Source organism: Bradyrhizobium betae, assembly GCF_004123905.1.
Classification (GTDB): Bacteria; Pseudomonadota; Alphaproteobacteria; order Rhizobiales; family Xanthobacteraceae; genus Bradyrhizobium; species Bradyrhizobium betae_A.
On sequence record NZ_MZXW01000013.1, the window covers coordinates 122747 to 140837 of the forward strand.

Here is an 18091-nt window from a genome sequence, read left to right on the forward strand (position 1 = left end):
CGAGGCCCCCATGGCGACCGTAAAACTGCTTTCAGACGATGAGCTCTCCAGTGAGGCGCGCGCCGTCTTCGACGACATCCGCAAGGTGCGGCAGTCGGATTTCGTCAACAATTTCTGGCGCGCGCTGGCGCACGATCCGAAGACGCTGCGGCGGACCTGGGAGAGCATCAAGGAGGTGATGGCGCCGGGGGCGCTCGATCCAAAGGTCAAGGAGATGCTCTATGTCGCGGTGTCGATCGCGCATGGCTGCAGCTACTGCATCCACTCCCACACCGCCGCCGCGCGGGCCAAAGGCATGACCGAGGCCGAATATGGCGAGCTGCTCGCCATCGTCGGCATGGCCGCGGAGACGAATCGGCTGGTCACGGCGCTCGGCGTCCCCGTCGACGCGGCGTTTCTGGTCGATGCGGCCGACTGAGGTCCCGCCCCCGGTAATCGGGGGTTTCATGCCTCCCTGAAATTGGCTAGTAATTCCCCGCAAACGCGTTCGGGGACCGGAAATGACCTATTGCTGCGGAATTCTGGTTCGGGACGGTCTGGTGATGATCGCCGATACCCGTACCAATGCCGGCCTCGACAATGTCTCGACCTTCCGCAAGCTGCACATCTTCTCCAAGCCCGGCGACCGCATCATGGCGATCGCCAGCGCCGGCAACCTCGCCATCAGTCAGTCGGTGCTGTCCACGCTGACCGAAGGCCTCGAGGACCCCAACACCGGCGACATCGAGACGCTGATGAACGCGCCGACCATGTTCCAGGCAGCCCAGCGCATCGGCCGGGCGATCCGGGCGGTGCATGCGACCGAAGGGCCGGCGCTGAAATCGGAGGACGTCTCGTTCGACGTCTCCTTCCTGTTCGGCGGCCAGATCAAGGGCGCGCGGATGCGCCTGTTCATGGTCTACACGGCAGGCAATTTCATCGAGTGCACCACCGACACGCCTTACCTTCAGATCGGCGAGCACAAATACGGCAAGCCGGTGCTCGACCGCGCCATGCATTACGACGTCGAGCTCTACGAGGCGCTGAAGACCGGCCTGATCTCGATGGATTCGACCATGCGCTCGAACCTCGGCGTCGGCCTGCCGATCGACGTGCTGGTGGTGCGGGCGGATGCCTGCGATGCCGATCTGAACCACCGCATCGAGGCGGGCGAGCCTTATTTCCACGATTTGCGTTCGCGCTGGTCGGCGGCGCTGCGCGCGGCGCATCAGAACATCCCGCGCCCGCCCTACAAGAACGATAAAGAACCCAAAACCTGACAGCTTAAGAGAAAAGGCAGGAAACGATGAGTGAAGCAAAAAAGATCGCAGTGGTGACAGGCGCCGGCACCGGAGTCGGGCGCGCGGCATCGCTGGCGCTGATGAACACCGGCTTCACCGTGGTGCTGGTCGGCCGCCGAATGGAGATGCTCGAGGAGACCGCGAAGCTCGGCGCCGCGGGCAAGAGCCTGTGCGTCACCGCCGACATGACCAAGCCGGACTCGATTGCCGCGCTGTTCGACAAAGTGAAGGCGACCTATGGCCGGCTCGACGTGCTCTTCAACAATGCCGGCATGGGCGCGCCGCCCGTGAATTTCGAGGACCTCAGCCTCGAGCAGTGGCAGGCGGTGGTGAACACCAACCTCACCGGCCCGTTCCTGTGCACCCAGCACGCCTTCCGCATCATGAAGGACCAAAACCCGCGCGGCGGCCGCATCATCAACAACGGCTCGATCTCGGCGCATGCACCGCGACCGTTCTCGGCCGCCTACACCTCGACCAAGCACGCCATCACGGGCCTGACGAAGGCCTCCAACCTCGACGGCCGCATGTATGACATCGCGGTCGGCCAGGTCGACATCGGCAATGCGGCAACGCCCATGACCGACCGCATGGTCGCAGGTCCCGGCGTGATGCAGCCCGACGGCACCATGAAGCACGAGCCGCGCATGGACGCCAAGGCGGTCGGCGATGCGGTGGCCTACATGGCCGGCCTGCCGCTCGACGCCAACGTGCTGACCATGACGGTGATGGCGACCAAGATGCCGTTCGTCGGACGAGGCTGAGTCGATATCACGTGCCCCGGACACAGCGCGGCATGCAATGACGCGCTGCTGAGCCGGGGCCCATGCCCCCGCGATCTCGTTCTTGGCGTTCTGGGTCCCGGCTCTGCGGCGCGTCACTTCGTGCCGCACCGCGTCCGGGACACGAGACCTTCCCCTACTCCAGGCTCTCCACCTTGCGCAGGCTGGGGAAGAGCTTCATCCACAGCAAGGCGACCGCGACGGTGCAGACGCCGCCGAGGACTGCGGCGGGCATGGCCCCGAACAATGCGGCCGCTACGCCGCTCTCGAACTGGCCGAGCTGGTTCGAGGCGTTGATGAAGAGGAAATTCACCGCGCCGACCCGGCCGCGCATCTCGTCGGGCGTCGACAGCTGCACCAGCGAGAAGCGGATCACGACGCTGATCGTGTCGGCTGCGCCCAGGATCGCAAGCGAGAGCACCGACAGCCACATCCAGGACGACAGCGCGAACACGATCGTCGCAATACCGAACACGATCACCGCCTGGAACATGCGCAAGCCCACATGCCGCGAGATGGCGTGGCGCGCCAGCACCATGGTCATCAGCAGTGCGCCGACCGCGGGCGCGGCGCGCAAGATCCCGAGCCCCATCGGGCCGGTCTGGAGGATGTCGCGGGCGTAGATCGGCAGCAGCGCCGTGACGCCGCCGAACAGCACCGCGAACAGATCGAGCGAGATGGTGCCGAGGATCGCGGGATTGCTGCGGATGAATCGGACGCCGGCAAAGATATTGTCCGAGTCCGTCCCCTCCCTGGCGACCGCCTGCGGGCGCGGCCGGATGAAGCCGGTCAGGATCATGCCAAGAATCCAGAACAGCAGCATGAGGGCATAAGCGAAATGCGGCGCGATCGCGTAGGCGAAGCCGCCAAGCGCGGGGCCAGTGATGGTCGCGACCTGCGCCGCGCCGCTGGAGACAGCGGTGGCGCGCTGGAGCGAGCCCTGCGGTGCGATCGCCGGCAACAGCGCCGCGGTGGTCGGGCTCTCGAAAGCGCCGGCAATGCCGAGCACGAAGGTCGCGATGAAGATCTGCACCTCGCTGACCGCGCCGAGATAAGTGATGACACCGAGATAGAGCGCGGTCGCGGCCTCCACGAGCTGGCAGAGCTGGACCACGCGCTTGCGCTCGAAACGGTCGGCGGCGTGGCCGGCGACGAACACGAGCAGCGCGGTGGGCAGGAACTGCACGAGGCCGACCATGCCGAGGTCGAAGGCCGAGCCGGTGAGATCGTAGATCTGCCAGCCGATCGCGACCGCCGCGATCTGGCTGGAAAAGCGCGACAGGCTGCGCGAGAGCAGGAAGAACAGGAAGGCAGGGTGGGCGAGCAGCGCGCCGGCGCTGACCGGCGGATTTGCGGATATTGGCTGCTCTGGCATCGCCTGTTGGGTCACCCCTGACCGTCGCTCCTATGGACGTGCTCCGCGTGACTGACGCAGACCGGCTTGTCAACAGCGGGCGGCTCGGGAGGCCTTCCGGCATTGCCTTTGCAACGCAGGCGCGGCCATAATCATTGGGGCTTTGGGGACATCATGCTGCGCTTGCAATCGGCACTCGGCATTTTCGCATTGCTGCTGATCGCCTTCGCGTTGGCAGAGAAGCGGCGCGCCGTCTCGCTGCGGCAGGCGGCGATCGGCCTCGTCGCGACCTTCGTTACCGCGTTCGTTCTCCTGAAGGTGCCTGTCGTCGCCCGCGCCTTCGGCGCCATCAACGACGCGGTCGGTGCCATCTCGGCGGCCTCACGCGCCGGCTCCGCCTTCGTGTTCGGCTATATCGGCGGCGGCCCCCTGCCCTTCGACGTTAAAGTGCCGGGCGCCGATTTCATCCTCGCGTTCCAGGCGCTGCCGATCGTGCTGGTCATGAGCGTGCTGACGACGCTGCTTTTCTATTGGCGGGTGCTGCCGCCGATCGTGCGCGGCATGGCCTGGCTGCTGGAGCGGACGTTAGGGGTCGGTGGCGCGGTCGGGCTCTCGACCGCCGCCAACATCTTTCTCGGCATGGTCGAGGCGCCGCTGTTCGTACGGCCATATCTGGCGCAGATGAGCCGCAGCGAATTGTTTCTGGTGATGACCGGCGGCATGGCCGGCATCGCCGGCACCGTGCTGGTGCTCTATGCGACGCTGCTGGCGCCGCTCATCCCTGACGCCGCCGCGCATTTCGTCATCGCCTCCGTACTGGGCGCACCGGCCGCGATCCTCGTCAGCTTGATCATGGTCCCTGAAACCTCCGACAAACGTACCGGCGGTGCGCTGGAGGATCCGGAGATGGAAGTCTCCAGCACGATGGATGCGATCGTCAAAGGCACCGGCGCGGGGATCGAGCTATTGATCAACATCGTCGCGATGCTGCTGGTGCTGGTGGCGCTGGTCTATCTCGTCAACGCGGTCCTCAGCCTGCTGCCGAATATTGGCGGCGCCACGATCTCGTTGCAGCGGCTGCTCGGCCTGGTGATGGCGCCGGTGTGCTGGCTGATGGGATTGCCGTGGGACCAGGCGGTGACCGCTGGCAGCCTGATGGGCACCAAGACCGTGCTCAATGAATTGATCGCCTATGTCGACTTTGCAAAGCTGCCGCCCGATGCGCTCGATCCGCGCTCGCGCCTGATCATGCTCTACGCGATGTGCGGCTTCGCCAATTTCGCCAGCCTCGGCATCATGATCGGCGGCCTGGGCGTCATGGCGCCGGAGCGGCGCGAGGAGATCAACGCGCTCGGGCTGAAGTCGATCGTATCAGGGACGCTGACGACGTGCCTGATGGGCGCGGTGGTGGGGGTGTTGACGTAGATATCTCCGCGGTCATTGCGAGCTAGCGAAGCAATCCAGAAATGCATCCGCAGAGACAGTCTGGATTGCTTCGCTAGGGTCGCAATGACGAGGAGCTACGAACTCCCCTCCCCCGGGTCAAATCAGCGGATGCTCTCAACCAGACCTGAGGCCACGGCGCGAAATGCCATGACCGCGCGCTCGATATCCGCATCGTCGATATGGCGATGGGTCACGCAGCGCAATCGCTGCCTGCCCCAGGGTCTCGCCTTCACGCCCGCCGTCTCCAGGGCCACCGACCACGCGGCGCTGTCGCGTCCGGAGCGCGAGACATCAACCTGCAGGATATTCGTCTGCGGGATTGTCGCGCTGAGCTTTGGGTGCATCTTGTTCAACGCATCACTCAGGGCTCGCGCACGGCGGTGATCCTCCGCCAGGCGTTTGCCCATAACCTCAACGGCCTCGAGGCCAGCCGCGGCCAGGACGCCGATCTGGCGCTGCGAGCCTCCCAGCATGCGGCGAAATCTGCGGCTCCTGTCGATCACTTCGCGCGGCCCGGCGAGCACGGCGCCGGCCGGCGCACTCAGGCCCTTCGACAGGCACAGAGCGACCGTGTCGCAATGCTTCGCGACCTGATCCGGCGCCACGCCAAGGGCTGTTGCGGCGTTGAAGATCCGCGCTCCGTCGAGATGCACCGGGACGCCGCGGGACGAGGCCATGGCGTGGACCGCCTGCATATGCTCCAGCGGCAGCACGGCGCCGCTCGCATTGTTGTGCGAAGTTTCCATCGCGACGAGGGCGGTTCTGAGCTTGAGCCCCTCGCCCTGAAGGGCGTCCTCCAGCACATTCAGGTCCATCGCGCCGGCGGTGCCGGCAACTGCAAGGTAGAACAGCCCCGTAAACGTCGCCGCCCCTCGTTCGGAAACATACATGTGGGCGGCCGATTCCAGCACGACCTGTTCGCTGCGCTCCGACTGTGCGAGCGTCGCGAGCAGATTGGCCATGGTGCAGCTCGGCACGAACAGGCCGGCCTCCTTGCCCAACGCAGCCGCTCCGACCTGCTCCAGCTCCCGTGCCGTGGGGTCACCATCCAGCCCGTCGTCGCCGATCGGCGCCGAAGCCATGCGGGCATACATCGCCTCGGTTGGCTTGGTGACCGTATCGCTGCGCAGGTCGACCGGCGGCAACTCTGCACCCACCGGACTCGTCTCAGGTTGATGTGCCATTGCGGAACCTCTCAAGCGCCTGGCGCTTCATTCGTAGGCTGCGGGGTCGCCGGAATCGGTCGGGTTGGCCAACGCGCGCTTGAGGGCGGCGCTCATCGGAAATTTCAGATTGAGGCCATGCGGCGGGATCGGTGAATTGAAATATTTGTCGTAGAGCGCCACAATCTGTCCGTTCTTCATCATGTCGATCACGGCCTCGTCGACGACCTTCTTGAAGGCAGGATCATCCTTGGGTTCGACGATGCCGTAAGGCGCGGTCTCGAGACCCTTGCTGCCGATCACGAAGTCATCCGGGGTCCTGGACGTGGCAACCGTGGCATAAGCGAGACCGTCGTCGTTGGCCGTACCGGCCACCCGGCCGGTCGACAGCATCAGGAAGGTCTCGGCGGTGTCCTTGCCCGGCACGACCGTGATACCAAGATTGCTCTTGGCATTGATCAGCGTAATCACCTTGAACGTCTGGCCGCCGGCCTGGGCGGCGATGGCCTTGCCGCGAAACGAATTCGGGTCGTTGACATCGACCCCGCCATCCTTCCGCGCGACGAGAACGACCTGCGCAACGAAGATGGTCGGAGCAAAGGCGACCAGTTTATGCCGCTCGACATTATTGGTCGTGTTGCCGCATTCGAGATCAATCGTGCCGTTGGCGAGCAGCTGAATACGCGTGGCCGAGGTTATGGGAGCGTAGCGAATCTCGAGCTTGGGGAGCTTGAGGGCCGTCTTGATCGACTGCACCACTTGTTCGCAGATTTCCACGGTGTAGCCGATGGGCTTCTGGTTGGCGTCGAGATAGGCGAAGGGCACCGAGGTCTCGGGATACCCCAATGTGATCGAGCCGCTCTCACGGATCTTATCCAGCCTGCCCGCCCCCTGGGCCACGGCCTCGCTGGAGAGAAGACATGCCACGACGGTCGCCGTGGCGAGTGCCTTGATCGTCGTCGCTTTCATGTCGTCCCCTCTCGTCGCGAATGTGCGTGACGCCGCCCACACCCAGGGAGCAACGCCAGAACAGCTCCGTGCGAACGGCTTCGTGCTCTGGACTATCGTCCAAAAGCCCGGTCTGATGGAAATTCCAGTTTCACACTGTCCTATACGGATTTGATATGGCCACCAGACGCATGGGCTTGAAGCATGTGGAGGCTTTTCGGGCCGTCTTCCTGACGGGATCGATGACGCAGGCAGCCCAGCGCATGCATACCTCGCAGCCCCAGATCAGCCGCCTGATCGGGCAGCTGGAAGCGATCACGCAATTCCCGCTGTTCGACCGCAGTGGCGGCCGCCTCCGCCCGACCGTGGACGGATCGCGCTTCTTCCAGGAGGTCGAGAAGACTTTCATCGGCCTGGCCGGCCTGGAGGCCAGCGCAGCCAGCATCCGCTCGTTCGGCATGGGGCGGCTCAGCGTTGCGGCGATGCCGCGTCTGGCCGGCGGCCTGCTGACGCACATCGCAGCGCGCTTCAAAATGGACTATCCGCACGTGATGATCTCGATCCGATCCGGCACGGCGAGTGCCGTGCACGACTGGGTCAACTCCGGGCTTTGCGACATGGGGTTGGCCATGCTCTACGACGAGGTTGCGGGCGTGCATGTCGAGCCGGTGCTCAGGACACGTTGCGTCGCGATCATGCCGAAGGCGCATCGTCTTGCACGGAAGAAGACGTTGCGCCCAGCCGATTTCGCCAATGAGGCTTTCATCTCCTTCGCCACGGGGAGTCCACTTCACGGCCGCATCGATGCGATCTTCGCGCAGGCCGGCGTCACACGCCGCATTGTTGCCGAGACCGATCTCGGCGCATCGGTCTGTGCCCTGGTCGCAGCTGGCCTCGGCGTCAGCATCATCAACCCGATTGCCGCACACGATGAAAGCTCCGGCGCGGCTCTGACCACGCGCCCCTTCAATCCTGTTGTCCCCGTGACGATCGCACTGCTCTATCCACCTCATGCCGCGCCCGGCCGGTTGATCGATGCCTTCAGCGAATATGCTCGCAAGGTCATGAGCGCGGAGTTGGGTTATCTCGAGCGCTAGGCGGCCAGCGCAATTCCGCTCAGCCGCACAATTTCTGCTTTTGCAAGATGCGACGCACCTCGGCCATCTTGGCGCGGCACGGCTCGGCCGCCATGGCCTTCGCTTCGCTGGTTCGTCCCTGCGCCAACAGCAACACCGCCATCAAGCCCTGCGCGCCGGAGCGCACTGGCCCACCCGCCACATCCGAGGCGGCGAGCGATATGGCGGTTCGCGCTTCCGTCTCGGCGGCATTGAAGCTGGCTTTTTCCAAATAGGCGATCGCGCGGAACAGATGAGCCCGCGGGTCCTTCGGATAGCGGGTGACGAGATCGAGCGACCGGCTGGCCATCTCTTCGGCATTGGTCGGCGCTTCCGACGCGCGGATGTAATGCGCGGCGTCGGCCATGTAGGACGAATAATGCATGACGGCGAAGCCGGCGCAGACCAGGGACGCCGCCAATCCCGCGAGCAACGTCATGCCGGCGCTCCGCGGCAGGCTTTCATAGGACCAGAAGGCGAGCCACGGCGTGATGGCAAGCGCGGCGCCGGCCACCGCACCGCCGGCATGGGCATAATAGTTGACATTGCCGGAGGCGCCGAAGGCCAGCGGCAGCAGTGCGGGAATGCCGAAGAAGAGCGATGTCTTCAGTCGCGAGATGGTCTGGCCGGCGTCAGCCTCCGGCTCGAAGCTCGCAACGAACAGCGCGGCGATGAGTCCGGTGATGGCGCCGGACGCACCGACGCCCACCGCAACGGCGGGGCCATTGCCCAGCAGCGAGCCGGCTTCGCCTGCCACTGCGCTGGCCACGAAGATCAGCGAAAACCAGCCACGCCCGATGAGACTCTCCAGCCTGACGCCGACGATGAACAGCGCAACGCAGTTGCCGATGAGGTGCCACTGGCTGCCATGCAGAAGCGGCGCAAGGCCGATCCGCCACCACTCGTTCCTTCCGACGACCAGATCGTAGCCGGATGCGCCCTGGGCGATCAGCGAACGGACATCGAGTGAGCCGTCCTTGGCAACGTCGATGGCCAGACTGCGTTGCAGAGCGTAGATCAGGAGCAGAACGAAGATCAGGCCGATGGTGAGGAAAGGGATATCGGCGAGCAGCTTGTTGTCGCGAAACAGCGTCGCCTCGGGGGACAAGGGCCGAGGAGCGATCGGCACGGCGACGGGTTGAGGCGATGCAGGTTGAAACGATCCTCTCGGAGGCGGCGCCACGACGCCGCGTCGGCCAAACGTGTTGGTTGCCATGAAAGCATGTCCCGCGTTTTCACAGCCTCGAGTTGACGGGAGGATTGTTTTCGACTGGTTAGCGCCCGTCCTGCGGGGCGGCTGGAACCTTCCGGCTGGTAACGGCCTGGTTTCCCGGATTGATCGCATTCTAGCGATCGGCCGGTGGTGGGGGTTTGAACCGAGTCCGTAGCCCGGATGGAATCCGGGACGGTGTGCGCCGTCGCAGGCAGCGCTGCGCTCCATCCGGGCTACGAACTCTTCATTCGTCGTTGCGAGCGAAGCGAAGCAATCCAGAAATGCATCCACGGAGACAGTCTGGATTGCTTCGTCGCATCAGCGCAAAATTGCTTCGCAATTTTGTCGCGAGCTCCTCGCAATGACGCGTGGAGAGAGATGAGGCCTACGCCTTCAACTCCACCGTCTTGAACTCTGCCGGCAGAATCACCTCCAGCAATTCGACGTCATCCGAGTAATCCAGAATCATGTGCTTGATCTTCGGCGGCTGGGTCCAGGCGCTGCCTTGCTTCATCAGCGTCTCGCCCTCGCCGTCCATGTAGGTCTTCACCCAGCCTTTGAGCACGTAGACCATCTGGAATTCGACGTCGTGAAAGTGCAGCTTTGAAACCTCGGCCGGATTGCAGGGACCTTGCAGCCGGATGACGTGCGCCTGCGCGAGACCATTGCTTGCGGCGGCGATGCCGAGGTCGCGGTACTTTGCGTAGGTGCGCAGGCCGTCCGCTCTGAAATCTTCCTCGTGGTGATGGCTGATGGCGACGCGCTGTTTCGGGCGGGCGGGCTTTTTCGGCGGGGTCGTGCGCGCCTTCGATTTCACCGCCTTGCGCGCGGATGATCGCGCGGCGGGCTTGGCAGCGCTCCGCTTCTTAGCTGCGGTCTGGGCTGCGCTGCGCGATTTTGTTTTCTTGTTGGCTTTCTTGGCCATGGGCCGGCCTCCCGCTGTTGTTATGCGGGGAGGCTAGCACAAGAACAGGACTCGTAGGATGGGTAGAGCCCTTGCGAAACCCCATCATCTCGCAACTTGCGAAGACGATGGGTTTCGCTTCAGCGAAACCCATCCTACGGCATCTCGCCTCAATGCAGCCGGAACACGCCGTCGACGGCGCGCAGCTCGGCGGGCTTGATCAGCTTGGAATGCGCGACGGTCACCGAGAACAGCGGACCGTCGAGCTTCTCCTGCCAGAACGCCAGGAAGTCCGTCAGCGCCGGGAATTTCGGAAACATGTCGTAGTTCTGCCAGACATAGGTCTGAAGCAGCGACTTGTGATCCGGCATCCGGTAGAGAATTTCCGCCGTCGTCAGCCCGTAACCCAGCACCTGTTTCCGGAAATCGTCGGAAACAACCCCAACCCGCGAGACCATGCCAACCTCCTGTGCAGGAGCGCATATTCAAGGGGTGGCTTGCCGGTACGCTGCTTACGAGCCACCCGGTGGAGATGCGCTCACATGAGAGAAATGTGACGCAAACTGATAATCCATCTCAAGCCCAAAAGTTTAACAAGCTGTTGAAATTCAATGCGTTAGCAGCAGAGAGGGCTCCGTGCTAATACGGTCCCCAGAGGGCTCCTCAGACCGGTTAACGATGGTCAAGGAATTTGGCACCCAGGCCTTCAGAGTGCTGAATTTTCTGCTAGAAGCCCTTGCCCCCGCAAAATTCCTGTCCTATTTCAGCCTCGCCTGTGCTAGCACTCGCGGGCACAGACTGCTAACATCCAGAAATTCCCAACTAGTGCAATTACTTAGGAGGACTGCATGAAATTCCGTCCGCTTCACGACCGCGTCGTGGTCAAGCGCATCGACGCAGAAGAGAAGACCGCCGGCGGCATCATCATTCCCGACTCTGCCAAGGAAAAGCCCTCGCAGGGTGAAGTCGTCGCCGTCGGCCCGGGTGGCCGCGACGAGGCTGGCAAGCTGATCCCGATCGACCTGAAGGTTGGCGATCGCGTGCTGTTTGGCAAGTGGTCCGGCACCGAGGTCAAGATCGACAGCGTCGATCTCTTGATCATGAAGGAAAGCGACATCATGGGCGTCCTCGACGTCCCCGCTTCCAAGAAGAAGGCGGCCTAACAGCCCCTCTCTCCCTCCAGTCAAACATTATCCAAGGAAAATTCCAGATGGCAGCCAAAGAAGTCAAATTCTCGGTTGAAGCGCGCGACAAGATGCTGCGCGGCGTCGACATTCTCGCCAACGCGGTGAAGGTCACGCTCGGTCCGAAGGGCCGCAACGTCGTGCTTGACAAGTCGTTCGGCGCTCCCCGCATCACCAAGGACGGCGTCACCGTCGCCAAGGAGATCGAGCTCGAGGACAAGTTCGAGAACATGGGCGCGCAGATGGTGCGCGAAGTCGCCTCCAAGTCCGCTGACGCGGCCGGCGACGGCACCACCACCGCCACCGTGCTCGCCCAGGCGATCGTGCGCGAAGGCGCCAAGTCGGTTGCCGCCGGCATGAACCCGATGGACCTCAAGCGCGGTATCGATCTCGCGGTCGAAGCCGTCGTCGCGGACCTCGTCAAGAACTCCAAGAAGGTCACCTCGAACGACGAGATCGCCCAAGTCGGCACCATCTCGGCCAACGGCGACCAGGAGATCGGCAAGTTCCTCTCCGACGCCATGAAGAAGGTCGGCAACGAGGGTGTCATCACCGTCGAGGAAGCCAAGTCGCTCGAGACCGAGCTCGACGTCGTCGAGGGCATGCAGTTCGATCGCGGCTACATCTCGCCCTACTTCGTCACCAACGCCGACAAGATGCGCGTTGAGATGGACGACGCCTACATCCTCATCAACGAGAAGAAGCTCTCCTCGCTGAACGAGCTGCTGCCGCTGCTCGAGGCCGTGGTGCAGACCGGCAAGCCGCTGGTCATCGTCGCCGAGGACGTCGAAGGCGAAGCCCTCGCCACCCTCGTCGTCAACCGCCTGCGTGGCGGCCTGAAGGTCGCGGCCGTCAAGGCTCCGGGCTTCGGCGATCGCCGCAAGGCCATGCTGCAGGACATCGCGATCCTGACCGGCGGCCAGGCGATCTCGGAAGATCTCGGCATCAAGCTCGAGAACGTCACGCTCAACATGCTCGGTCGCGCCAAGAAGGTGATGATCGACAAGGAGAACACCACGATCGTCAACGGCGCCGGCAAGAAGGCCGACATCGAGGCGCGCGTGGCCCAGATCAAGGCGCAGATCGAGGAAACCACCTCGGACTACGACCGTGAGAAGCTCCAGGAGCGTCTTGCCAAGCTCGCGGGCGGCGTCGCGGTGATCCGCGTCGGCGGCGCGACCGAGGTCGAGGTGAAGGAGCGCAAGGATCGCGTTGATGACGCGATGCATGCGACCCGCGCGGCCGTGGAAGAAGGCATTGTCCCGGGCGGCGGCGTCGCCCTGCTCCGTGCCTCCGAGCAGCTCAAGGGCCTGCGCACCAAGAACGACGACCAGAAGACCGGCGTCGAGATCGTCCGCAAGGCGCTGTCGGCTCCGGCTCGCCAGATCGCGATCAACGCCGGTGAAGACGGCTCGGTGATCGTCGGCAAGGTGCTGGAGAACAAGTCGTACGCCTACGGCTTCGACTCCCAGACCGGCGAATACGGCGACCTCGTCAAGAAGGGCATCATCGACCCGACCAAGGTGGTCCGTACCGCGATCCAGAACGCAGCCTCGGTTGCAGCGCTGCTGATCACCACGGAAGCCATGGTCGCCGAGCTGCCCAAGAAGGGCGGCGCCGGTCCGGCAATGCCCCCGGGCGGCGGCATGGGCGGCATGGACTTCTAAGGTCCCGCACCCTCAAGAACTACGAAACCCCGGCAGCGATGCCGGGGTTTTTGTTTGTGGGATCGTCATTCCGGGGCACCCGAAGCGCGCGCCCCGGAATGACGGGGCTACCACACCTTCCCCATCCGCTCCGCGCGCAGCCGGCCGTGGGTGTCGAGCGACCAGAAGATCCGCGTCACCTTGCCGACGAGATTGTCCATCGGGATGAAACCCATCACCGACATGAAGCGGCTATCGGTCGAGTTGTCGCGGTTGTCGCCGAGCACGAAGAAATGGCCTGATGGCACCGTGTAGACATTGGTGTTGTCGACATATCCATTATCGACGCAGTCGTAGGTGATGTAGCTCGCGCCGTTCGGCAGCGTCTCGCGCCAGCGCTTGACCTTGGTGCCATCATCCACACCGCAGGCGGAGGTTCCGGGCACGCTTCCCAGAGCGACGCGCGTCACCGGGCGGTCGTTGAGCACGAGCTGGCCCTGCCGCATCTGGATGCGGTCGCCGGGCAGGCCGACCACGCGCTTGACGTAGTCGACCGAAGTGTCCTTTGGCGACCGGAACACGACGACGTCGCCATGCTCAGGCTCGGCCGCGAGGACACGGCCGGAGATCAGTGACGATGCAAAGGGAAATGAATAAGGACCGTAGCCATAGGCGTGCTTCGAGGCGAGCACGTAGTCGCCGACGACCAGCGTCGGGGTCATCGACCCCGACGGGATATTGAACGGCTGATACAGCAAGAAGCGAAACAGGAACGGCGGCGACCACAGCACCGGGACCAGCAGGATCAGGACGACGATCGCCTTCCATTCCCGCGATTGCGCCGGGGGACGGATGGTTTGCTGGAGCGTGGTCATTGGCCTGCCCTGATCAAGACTGTGATCGTCGCGGTAAGCTTACGCAACCTTCGCGCGCGTGCAATACCTGCGCACGTTTTTGGTCGGCACGCGCACGCGTTCACGGCAAGCGAGGAGGACGGACAAATGAAGGGCCGCCCGTGGGCGACCCTTCTGCTTCACGTGCTCTCGGGCGCCTTCAGGCGCACGAGCCGGGTCAGGAGGGCATCGAGGCCCTCGCCGTTGCCGGCATGGAGATCGATGCGACCGACCTTCTCGACCAGCCGCTCCAGCGACTCCAGCTCCTTGAGCCGCAGCAGCAGGGGGTTCTCCTCCATCAGGCGGGCGGTGTTCAGGAGCGATCGCGTCGCCGCGGTCTCCTCCTGTCGGCGGATCAGGTTCGCCTTCGCGAGCCGCTCCGCCTCCACCACCTTGTTCACCAGCTCCCGGATTTCGCCGGGCAGGATCACATCCTTGACGCCGAGCTCGGTCACCTCCACGCCGGACTCTGCGACGCGTGCCCGCACATAGTCGCGCAGCTCCGCATCCAGCGCCGCCTTCGCAGACAGCACCTCGTCCAGCGTCCGGCCCGCGACCGCCTCGCGGATCGCGAACTGCACCAGGCGGTACAGCCACGCATCCACGTCGGGCACGGTGGCAACCGTGCGCTCGGGATCGACCACCTTGCGGAACGCCGTCAGCGTCACCCGCAGCGCGATGCGATCCTTGGTCAGCATCTCCTGCGCGGTGATCTCGACCGCCTGGGGCCGCAGATCGAGGCGCTTCACCTCGATCTTGCGGCCGACGGTCCAGAACGCGTGCCGGCCGGGCGCGAGCCGCTCCACGAGCCGGCCCTCGACGTAGAGAAGACCCGCCTCGTGGTTCTCGACCACCGTCTCCGACGACACAGTCGAGCGGTTGCGCTCGATCATGGTCAGATGACGCGCGCCGACCCGGGGATCAACGGACACATCGATGCGCTCGACATCGATGCGGGTCGCGACCTTCCAGTAGACGCGCACCTGCCAGGGCGTCATCAGATGCACGGGCCGGCCGTCGAGGCTGACGATGGCAACCTCGTCCGCCCCGGTCTCGACCGCCTCGAACAGCTCGGCGGCGAGATCAGGCCGCGCGGCCTTCAGCACCGCGTAGCGATCCGTGGGGAATTCGGTCCCCACGACGTTGTACACGGTGGCCGTCAGCTCGTTGCGCAGATCGAACAGGCGATGCCGCCCAGGCGCGAGCACACGCTCGAGCTGGCCGTTTCGCGTGAGTAGCGCGCGCTCACCGTCCTTCACGGTGATCGTGGTCATCAGCAAATGCCAAGTCATGGCACGCCTCCTTCGTTCGCGCCCGGCCGGATGCCGAACAACAGGTTTTCGTTTGCAAAGGACGTGAGGACGCGGACGACGCTTCCCATGATATCGGCGGGCCGGGGCTTGAGCTTGCACGATGACAGGCGCGCGCGCGCGATCACGCGACGGATGTCGCGTGGCCGAGCGGAGCCACCCGGCATCAGCGCAAGCGGTATCCACCGCGGCGCGAAGCCGGTCTCACAGTGTCCAGGTTCGGACGGAAAGCCTTGCGGCAAAACGGCCGGACTGCGACTGAAGCGCGCGTCCGGTCCCCTTCAGAGGAATCAGCTTTTCAGGCTGAAACGGAGCGCTGGAGCGGGATTCGAACCCGCGTCACGATGATTAACAGTCATCTGCTCTACCAACTGAGCTATCCTTTTGTGCAAGAGACCGGAATCGAACCGATGCCTTCGGGTGTTCAAGCCCGACGCTCTCCATGAGCTACGTCCTGCGTTTGGCCTTCATTCGGCGGAACACGAAACCGGAGACCGGCTCGCGCCAGCCGGGATCTCAGAGAGCCCGGACACACAGCCTAGCGAAGGAGCGGGCTAATAGACGAAGCACGTTCGGGTTGCAAGGGGGAGCGGCAAGATTTTTCATCGCGCCTCCTGCACTGTGACGCGACAAGCACAACGCGACATCGCGTCACGCCCGGGACATCTCCTGAAAACACACCCTCACCCAGTCGATCGTCACGCGCGTTGCGGCGTCGCGCTTGAGGTGATTTTGCACGAGCAGCCAGACGTCGCGTCGCTTCGGCAGCAGCGTGGCACGCAGGCGGCGATCGGCGAGCAGATCCGCGCAAACATACTCCGGCAACACGCCGGCGGCCTCATGCGCGCGGATCACGCTGCGGATGACGCGAACGTTGTCGGTGACGCAGCGCGCGCGGCCTTGCTTCGTGCGCAGGAATTGCATCTCGGGAATTGCACCGAGTTCGTCCGGATAGGCGCACAGCACCGGCTCGCGCTCGGTCGTAACAGGCTCGAAATAATAGAGCTTGATGTCACCGAGCTTCGAGATCGCGAAGTCACCCTTGTCGGGTTTGCGCAGGCGGATGGCGAGGTCGGCCTCCCAGCGCGAGAACTTGACGTTCTCGCTCGACGTGAGGAATTGCAGCGCCAGGCCGGGATTGGCGCGCAGGAAGTCGCTCGCGCGCGGCGACAGCACCTCCTCGGCGACCGTGTTGGTGGAGGCGATGCGCAGGCGTCCCACCGGACCTGCCAGACTCTCACCGACGCGACCGATCTCGGCGGCATGTACGGCCATCGCCTCGACATGCGCCAGCACCGCCTCGCAACTCCGCGTCGGCCTGCGGACGCCGTCGGCGGCCTCGAACAGACGCAAACCGAGCGCACGCTCGATGCGCGACAGCCTGCGCCCGACCGTCGTCTCGTCGATGCGCAGCCGCGTGCTGGCGCCCGCGTAGGTGCCCTCGTCCCTGACGGCAGCGATGATGCGCAGATCGTCCCAGTTCATGGCGCGAGGTTATACCGGCCGGAAGCAGCCTGCAATATCGCAGCCACTAGCTGCAATATTCCTGCATATCGGCAGGCGCTCCACCGGCTATGCTTGTCGCGCGTTTTGCCCCGGAGATTTCCAAAACCATGACCGCCGCAAAGACCCTGCTGCAGCTCGCCGGCGCCGATCTCAACCCGCCGCTTCTTGGCGACGCTGCGCTGGTGCTGATCGACATTCAGAACGAATATCTCGCAGGTCCTCTCGCTCTGCCCGACGCCCGACCTGCGATCGCGCGGGCGGCGGCGCTCCTGGCGCGGGCCCGCGAGAGTGGAGCCGCGATCATCCATATCGCCCATCGCGGCAAGGCCGGCAGCCTGTTCGATCGCGGCGCCGACCGCGGCGCCATCGTCGCCGAGCTAAGCCCGCGTGCCGGCGAGCTGGTGATCGAGAAGGAGTTGCCGAATGCGTTTGCCGGCACTGATTTGCAAGCACGCCTTGCCGCCACCGACAGGACAAACATCGTACTGGCCGGCTTCATGACGCATATGTGCGTCTCCTCCACTGCGCGCGCCGCGCTCGACCTCGGCTTTCGCACGACGATCGACGCCGATTCCTGCGCCACGCGCGACCTGCCCGACGGCCGCGGCGGCACGCTGGACGCCCGGACCATCCACGAGGTTGCGCTCGCCGAGCTATCCGACCGCTTCGCGATCATCGCGCGCGGCGATGCGCTGACATAACGGAGCAACGCGATGCTGCAACTCTATTTCTCGCCGATGGCCTGCTCGCTTGCGAGCCGCATCGCGCTGATGGAAGCAGGCCTGGATGCGCGCTATCATCTGGTGCATCTCTGGACCAAAACGATCGTCGACGACGACAGTGACTTTCGCAGCATCTCGCCGAAAGGCGCGGTGCTGGTGCTGGAGAACGGCGAACGGCTGACCGAGAGCGCGGCGGTGCTGCAATACATCGCCGATCGGAGGCCGGAGACTGGCCTTGCTCCGCCCTTCGGCGATCCCGATCGCTACCGCCTCCAGGAATGGCTGAGTTTTGTCGGCGCCGAGATCCACAAGGCGTTCCTGTTTCCGACCTTCTGGTACAAGGACGACGGCTCGCTCGCCAAGCCGCGGGCGAGGATCACGCAGACATTGGCGGTGCCATCGGCGCATCTCGCCGGTCGCGAATTCCTCGTCGGTAACCGTTTCACCGTCGCGGATGCCCACCTCCTTTGGGCCTTGCTGCTGCTCCGTCCCGCAGGCATCGACATCGCGCAATGGCCATCCCTGTCGGCCTATCTCGAGCGCATGCAGGCGCGCCCCGCAGTGCGGGAGGTGATTGCGACGGAGATGGCGCTGCGGAAAACGCTGGGGTGAGCGCAGCGTGACA

Annotated in this window: 18 protein-coding genes and 1 tRNA gene; 9 read left to right on the plus strand and 10 right to left on the minus strand. The window is 64.3% G+C overall.

Going from position 1 to position 18091, the window contains the following annotated elements:
• Positions 1 to 10 precede the first annotated feature (10 nt).
• The 3 genes from B5V03_RS06525 to B5V03_RS06535 all read left to right on the plus strand — a co-directional run bounded on the left by B5V03_RS06525 (position 11) and on the right by B5V03_RS06535 (position 2044).
• Positions 11 to 418, plus strand: a complete 408-nt coding sequence (locus tag B5V03_RS06525) for a carboxymuconolactone decarboxylase family protein (RefSeq protein WP_129268441.1) — start codon at positions 11 to 13, stop codon at positions 416 to 418.
• 82 nt (positions 419 to 500) lie between these two features.
• Positions 501 to 1259, plus strand: coding sequence for a proteasome-type protease (locus B5V03_RS06530; protein WP_129268442.1), 759 nt, complete (start codon positions 501 to 503; stop codon positions 1257 to 1259).
• A gap of 26 nt (positions 1260 to 1285) precedes the next feature.
• Complete coding sequence (locus B5V03_RS06535; RefSeq protein WP_129268443.1) at positions 1286 to 2044, plus strand: SDR family oxidoreductase; 759 nt, start codon at positions 1286 to 1288, stop codon at positions 2042 to 2044.
• Between the two features lie 154 nt (positions 2045 to 2198).
• Here the strand turns inward: B5V03_RS06535 and B5V03_RS06540 are convergent, their stop codons facing one another.
• Positions 2199 to 3437 (minus strand): MFS transporter, encoded by a 1239-nt coding sequence (locus B5V03_RS06540; protein WP_129268444.1) that lies wholly within the window; start codon positions 3435 to 3437, stop codon positions 2199 to 2201.
• Positions 3438 to 3590: 153 nt separating this feature from the next.
• Between B5V03_RS06540 and B5V03_RS06545 the strand changes: the two genes are divergently transcribed.
• Positions 3591 to 4841 carry a NupC/NupG family nucleoside CNT transporter gene (locus tag B5V03_RS06545; protein ID WP_129268445.1) on the plus strand — a complete coding sequence of 417 codons (1251 nt, stop codon included), beginning with the start codon at positions 3591 to 3593 and terminating at the stop codon, positions 4839 to 4841.
• A gap of 122 nt (positions 4842 to 4963) precedes the next feature.
• Here B5V03_RS06545 and B5V03_RS06550 read toward each other — a convergent pair whose 3' ends face one another.
• Positions 4964 to 6019 carry a threonine aldolase family protein gene (locus B5V03_RS06550; protein ID WP_349643386.1) on the minus strand — a complete coding sequence of 352 codons (1056 nt, stop codon included), beginning with the start codon at positions 6017 to 6019 and terminating at the stop codon, positions 4964 to 4966.
• A gap of 54 nt (positions 6020 to 6073) precedes the next feature.
• The gene (locus B5V03_RS06555) at positions 6074 to 6994 is read right to left on the minus strand and encodes an amino acid ABC transporter substrate-binding protein (protein WP_129268447.1); all 921 of its coding nucleotides are present in this window, start codon (positions 6992 to 6994) and stop codon (positions 6074 to 6076) included.
• A gap of 155 nt (positions 6995 to 7149) precedes the next feature.
• On the opposite strand from B5V03_RS06555, the gene B5V03_RS06560 reads away from it, so the two are divergent.
• The gene (locus B5V03_RS06560; RefSeq protein WP_129268448.1) at positions 7150 to 8070 is read left to right on the plus strand and encodes a LysR substrate-binding domain-containing protein; all 921 of its coding nucleotides are present in this window, start codon (positions 7150 to 7152) and stop codon (positions 8068 to 8070) included.
• A 19-nt stretch (positions 8071 to 8089) separates the two neighbouring features.
• Here B5V03_RS06560 and B5V03_RS06565 read toward each other — a convergent pair whose 3' ends face one another.
• The 3 genes from B5V03_RS06565 to B5V03_RS06575 all read right to left on the minus strand — a co-directional run bounded on the left by B5V03_RS06565 (position 8090) and on the right by B5V03_RS06575 (position 10663).
• A complete protein-coding gene (locus B5V03_RS06565; RefSeq protein WP_129268449.1) occupies positions 8090 to 9304 on the minus strand; it encodes a rhomboid family intramembrane serine protease in 1215 nt (404 codons plus the stop codon).
• 382 nt (positions 9305 to 9686) lie between these two features.
• Positions 9687 to 10226, minus strand: coding sequence for a cupin domain-containing protein (locus tag B5V03_RS06570; RefSeq protein ID WP_129268450.1), 540 nt, complete (start codon positions 10224 to 10226; stop codon positions 9687 to 9689).
• Between the two features lie 149 nt (positions 10227 to 10375).
• Positions 10376 to 10663, minus strand: coding sequence for an usg protein (locus B5V03_RS06575; RefSeq protein ID WP_129268451.1), 288 nt, complete (start codon positions 10661 to 10663; stop codon positions 10376 to 10378).
• A gap of 390 nt (positions 10664 to 11053) precedes the next feature.
• Here B5V03_RS06575 and B5V03_RS06580 point away from each other — a divergent pair, with 390 nt between their 5' ends.
• Both B5V03_RS06580 and groL read left to right on the plus strand, forming a co-directional pair.
• Positions 11054 to 11368 carry a co-chaperone GroES gene (locus tag B5V03_RS06580; RefSeq protein ID WP_129268452.1) on the plus strand — a complete coding sequence of 105 codons (315 nt, stop codon included), beginning with the start codon at positions 11054 to 11056 and terminating at the stop codon, positions 11366 to 11368.
• Between the two features lie 47 nt (positions 11369 to 11415).
• Positions 11416 to 13056, plus strand: a complete 1641-nt coding sequence (groL, locus tag B5V03_RS06585; protein ID WP_092192333.1) for a chaperonin GroEL — start codon at positions 11416 to 11418, stop codon at positions 13054 to 13056.
• A gap of 107 nt (positions 13057 to 13163) precedes the next feature.
• Here groL and lepB read toward each other — a convergent pair whose 3' ends face one another.
• The 4 genes from lepB to B5V03_RS06610 all read right to left on the minus strand — a co-directional run bounded on the left by lepB (position 13164) and on the right by B5V03_RS06610 (position 16723).
• Positions 13164 to 13910 carry a signal peptidase I gene (gene lepB / locus B5V03_RS06590; protein WP_129268453.1) on the minus strand — a complete coding sequence of 249 codons (747 nt, stop codon included), beginning with the start codon at positions 13908 to 13910 and terminating at the stop codon, positions 13164 to 13166.
• A 158-nt stretch (positions 13911 to 14068) separates the two neighbouring features.
• Positions 14069 to 15220, minus strand: coding sequence for a slipin family protein (locus B5V03_RS06595; RefSeq protein ID WP_129268454.1), 1152 nt, complete (start codon positions 15218 to 15220; stop codon positions 14069 to 14071).
• Positions 15221 to 15625: 405 nt separating this feature from the next.
• Positions 15626 to 15696 (minus strand) — tRNA-Ser (locus B5V03_RS06605).
• Positions 15697 to 15889: 193 nt separating this feature from the next.
• Complete coding sequence (locus B5V03_RS06610; RefSeq protein ID WP_129268455.1) at positions 15890 to 16723, minus strand: LysR family transcriptional regulator; 834 nt, start codon at positions 16721 to 16723, stop codon at positions 15890 to 15892.
• A gap of 128 nt (positions 16724 to 16851) precedes the next feature.
• Between B5V03_RS06610 and B5V03_RS06615 the strand changes: the two genes are divergently transcribed.
• Positions 16852 to 17445: a cysteine hydrolase family protein gene (locus B5V03_RS06615; protein WP_164987825.1), complete on the plus strand. Its 594-nt coding sequence runs from the start codon at positions 16852 to 16854 to the stop codon at positions 17443 to 17445.
• Positions 17446 to 17457: 12 nt separating this feature from the next.
• A complete protein-coding gene (locus tag B5V03_RS06620) occupies positions 17458 to 18078 on the plus strand; it encodes a glutathione binding-like protein (protein WP_129268457.1) in 621 nt (206 codons plus the stop codon).
• The last annotated feature ends 13 nt before the right edge of the window (positions 18079 to 18091 follow it).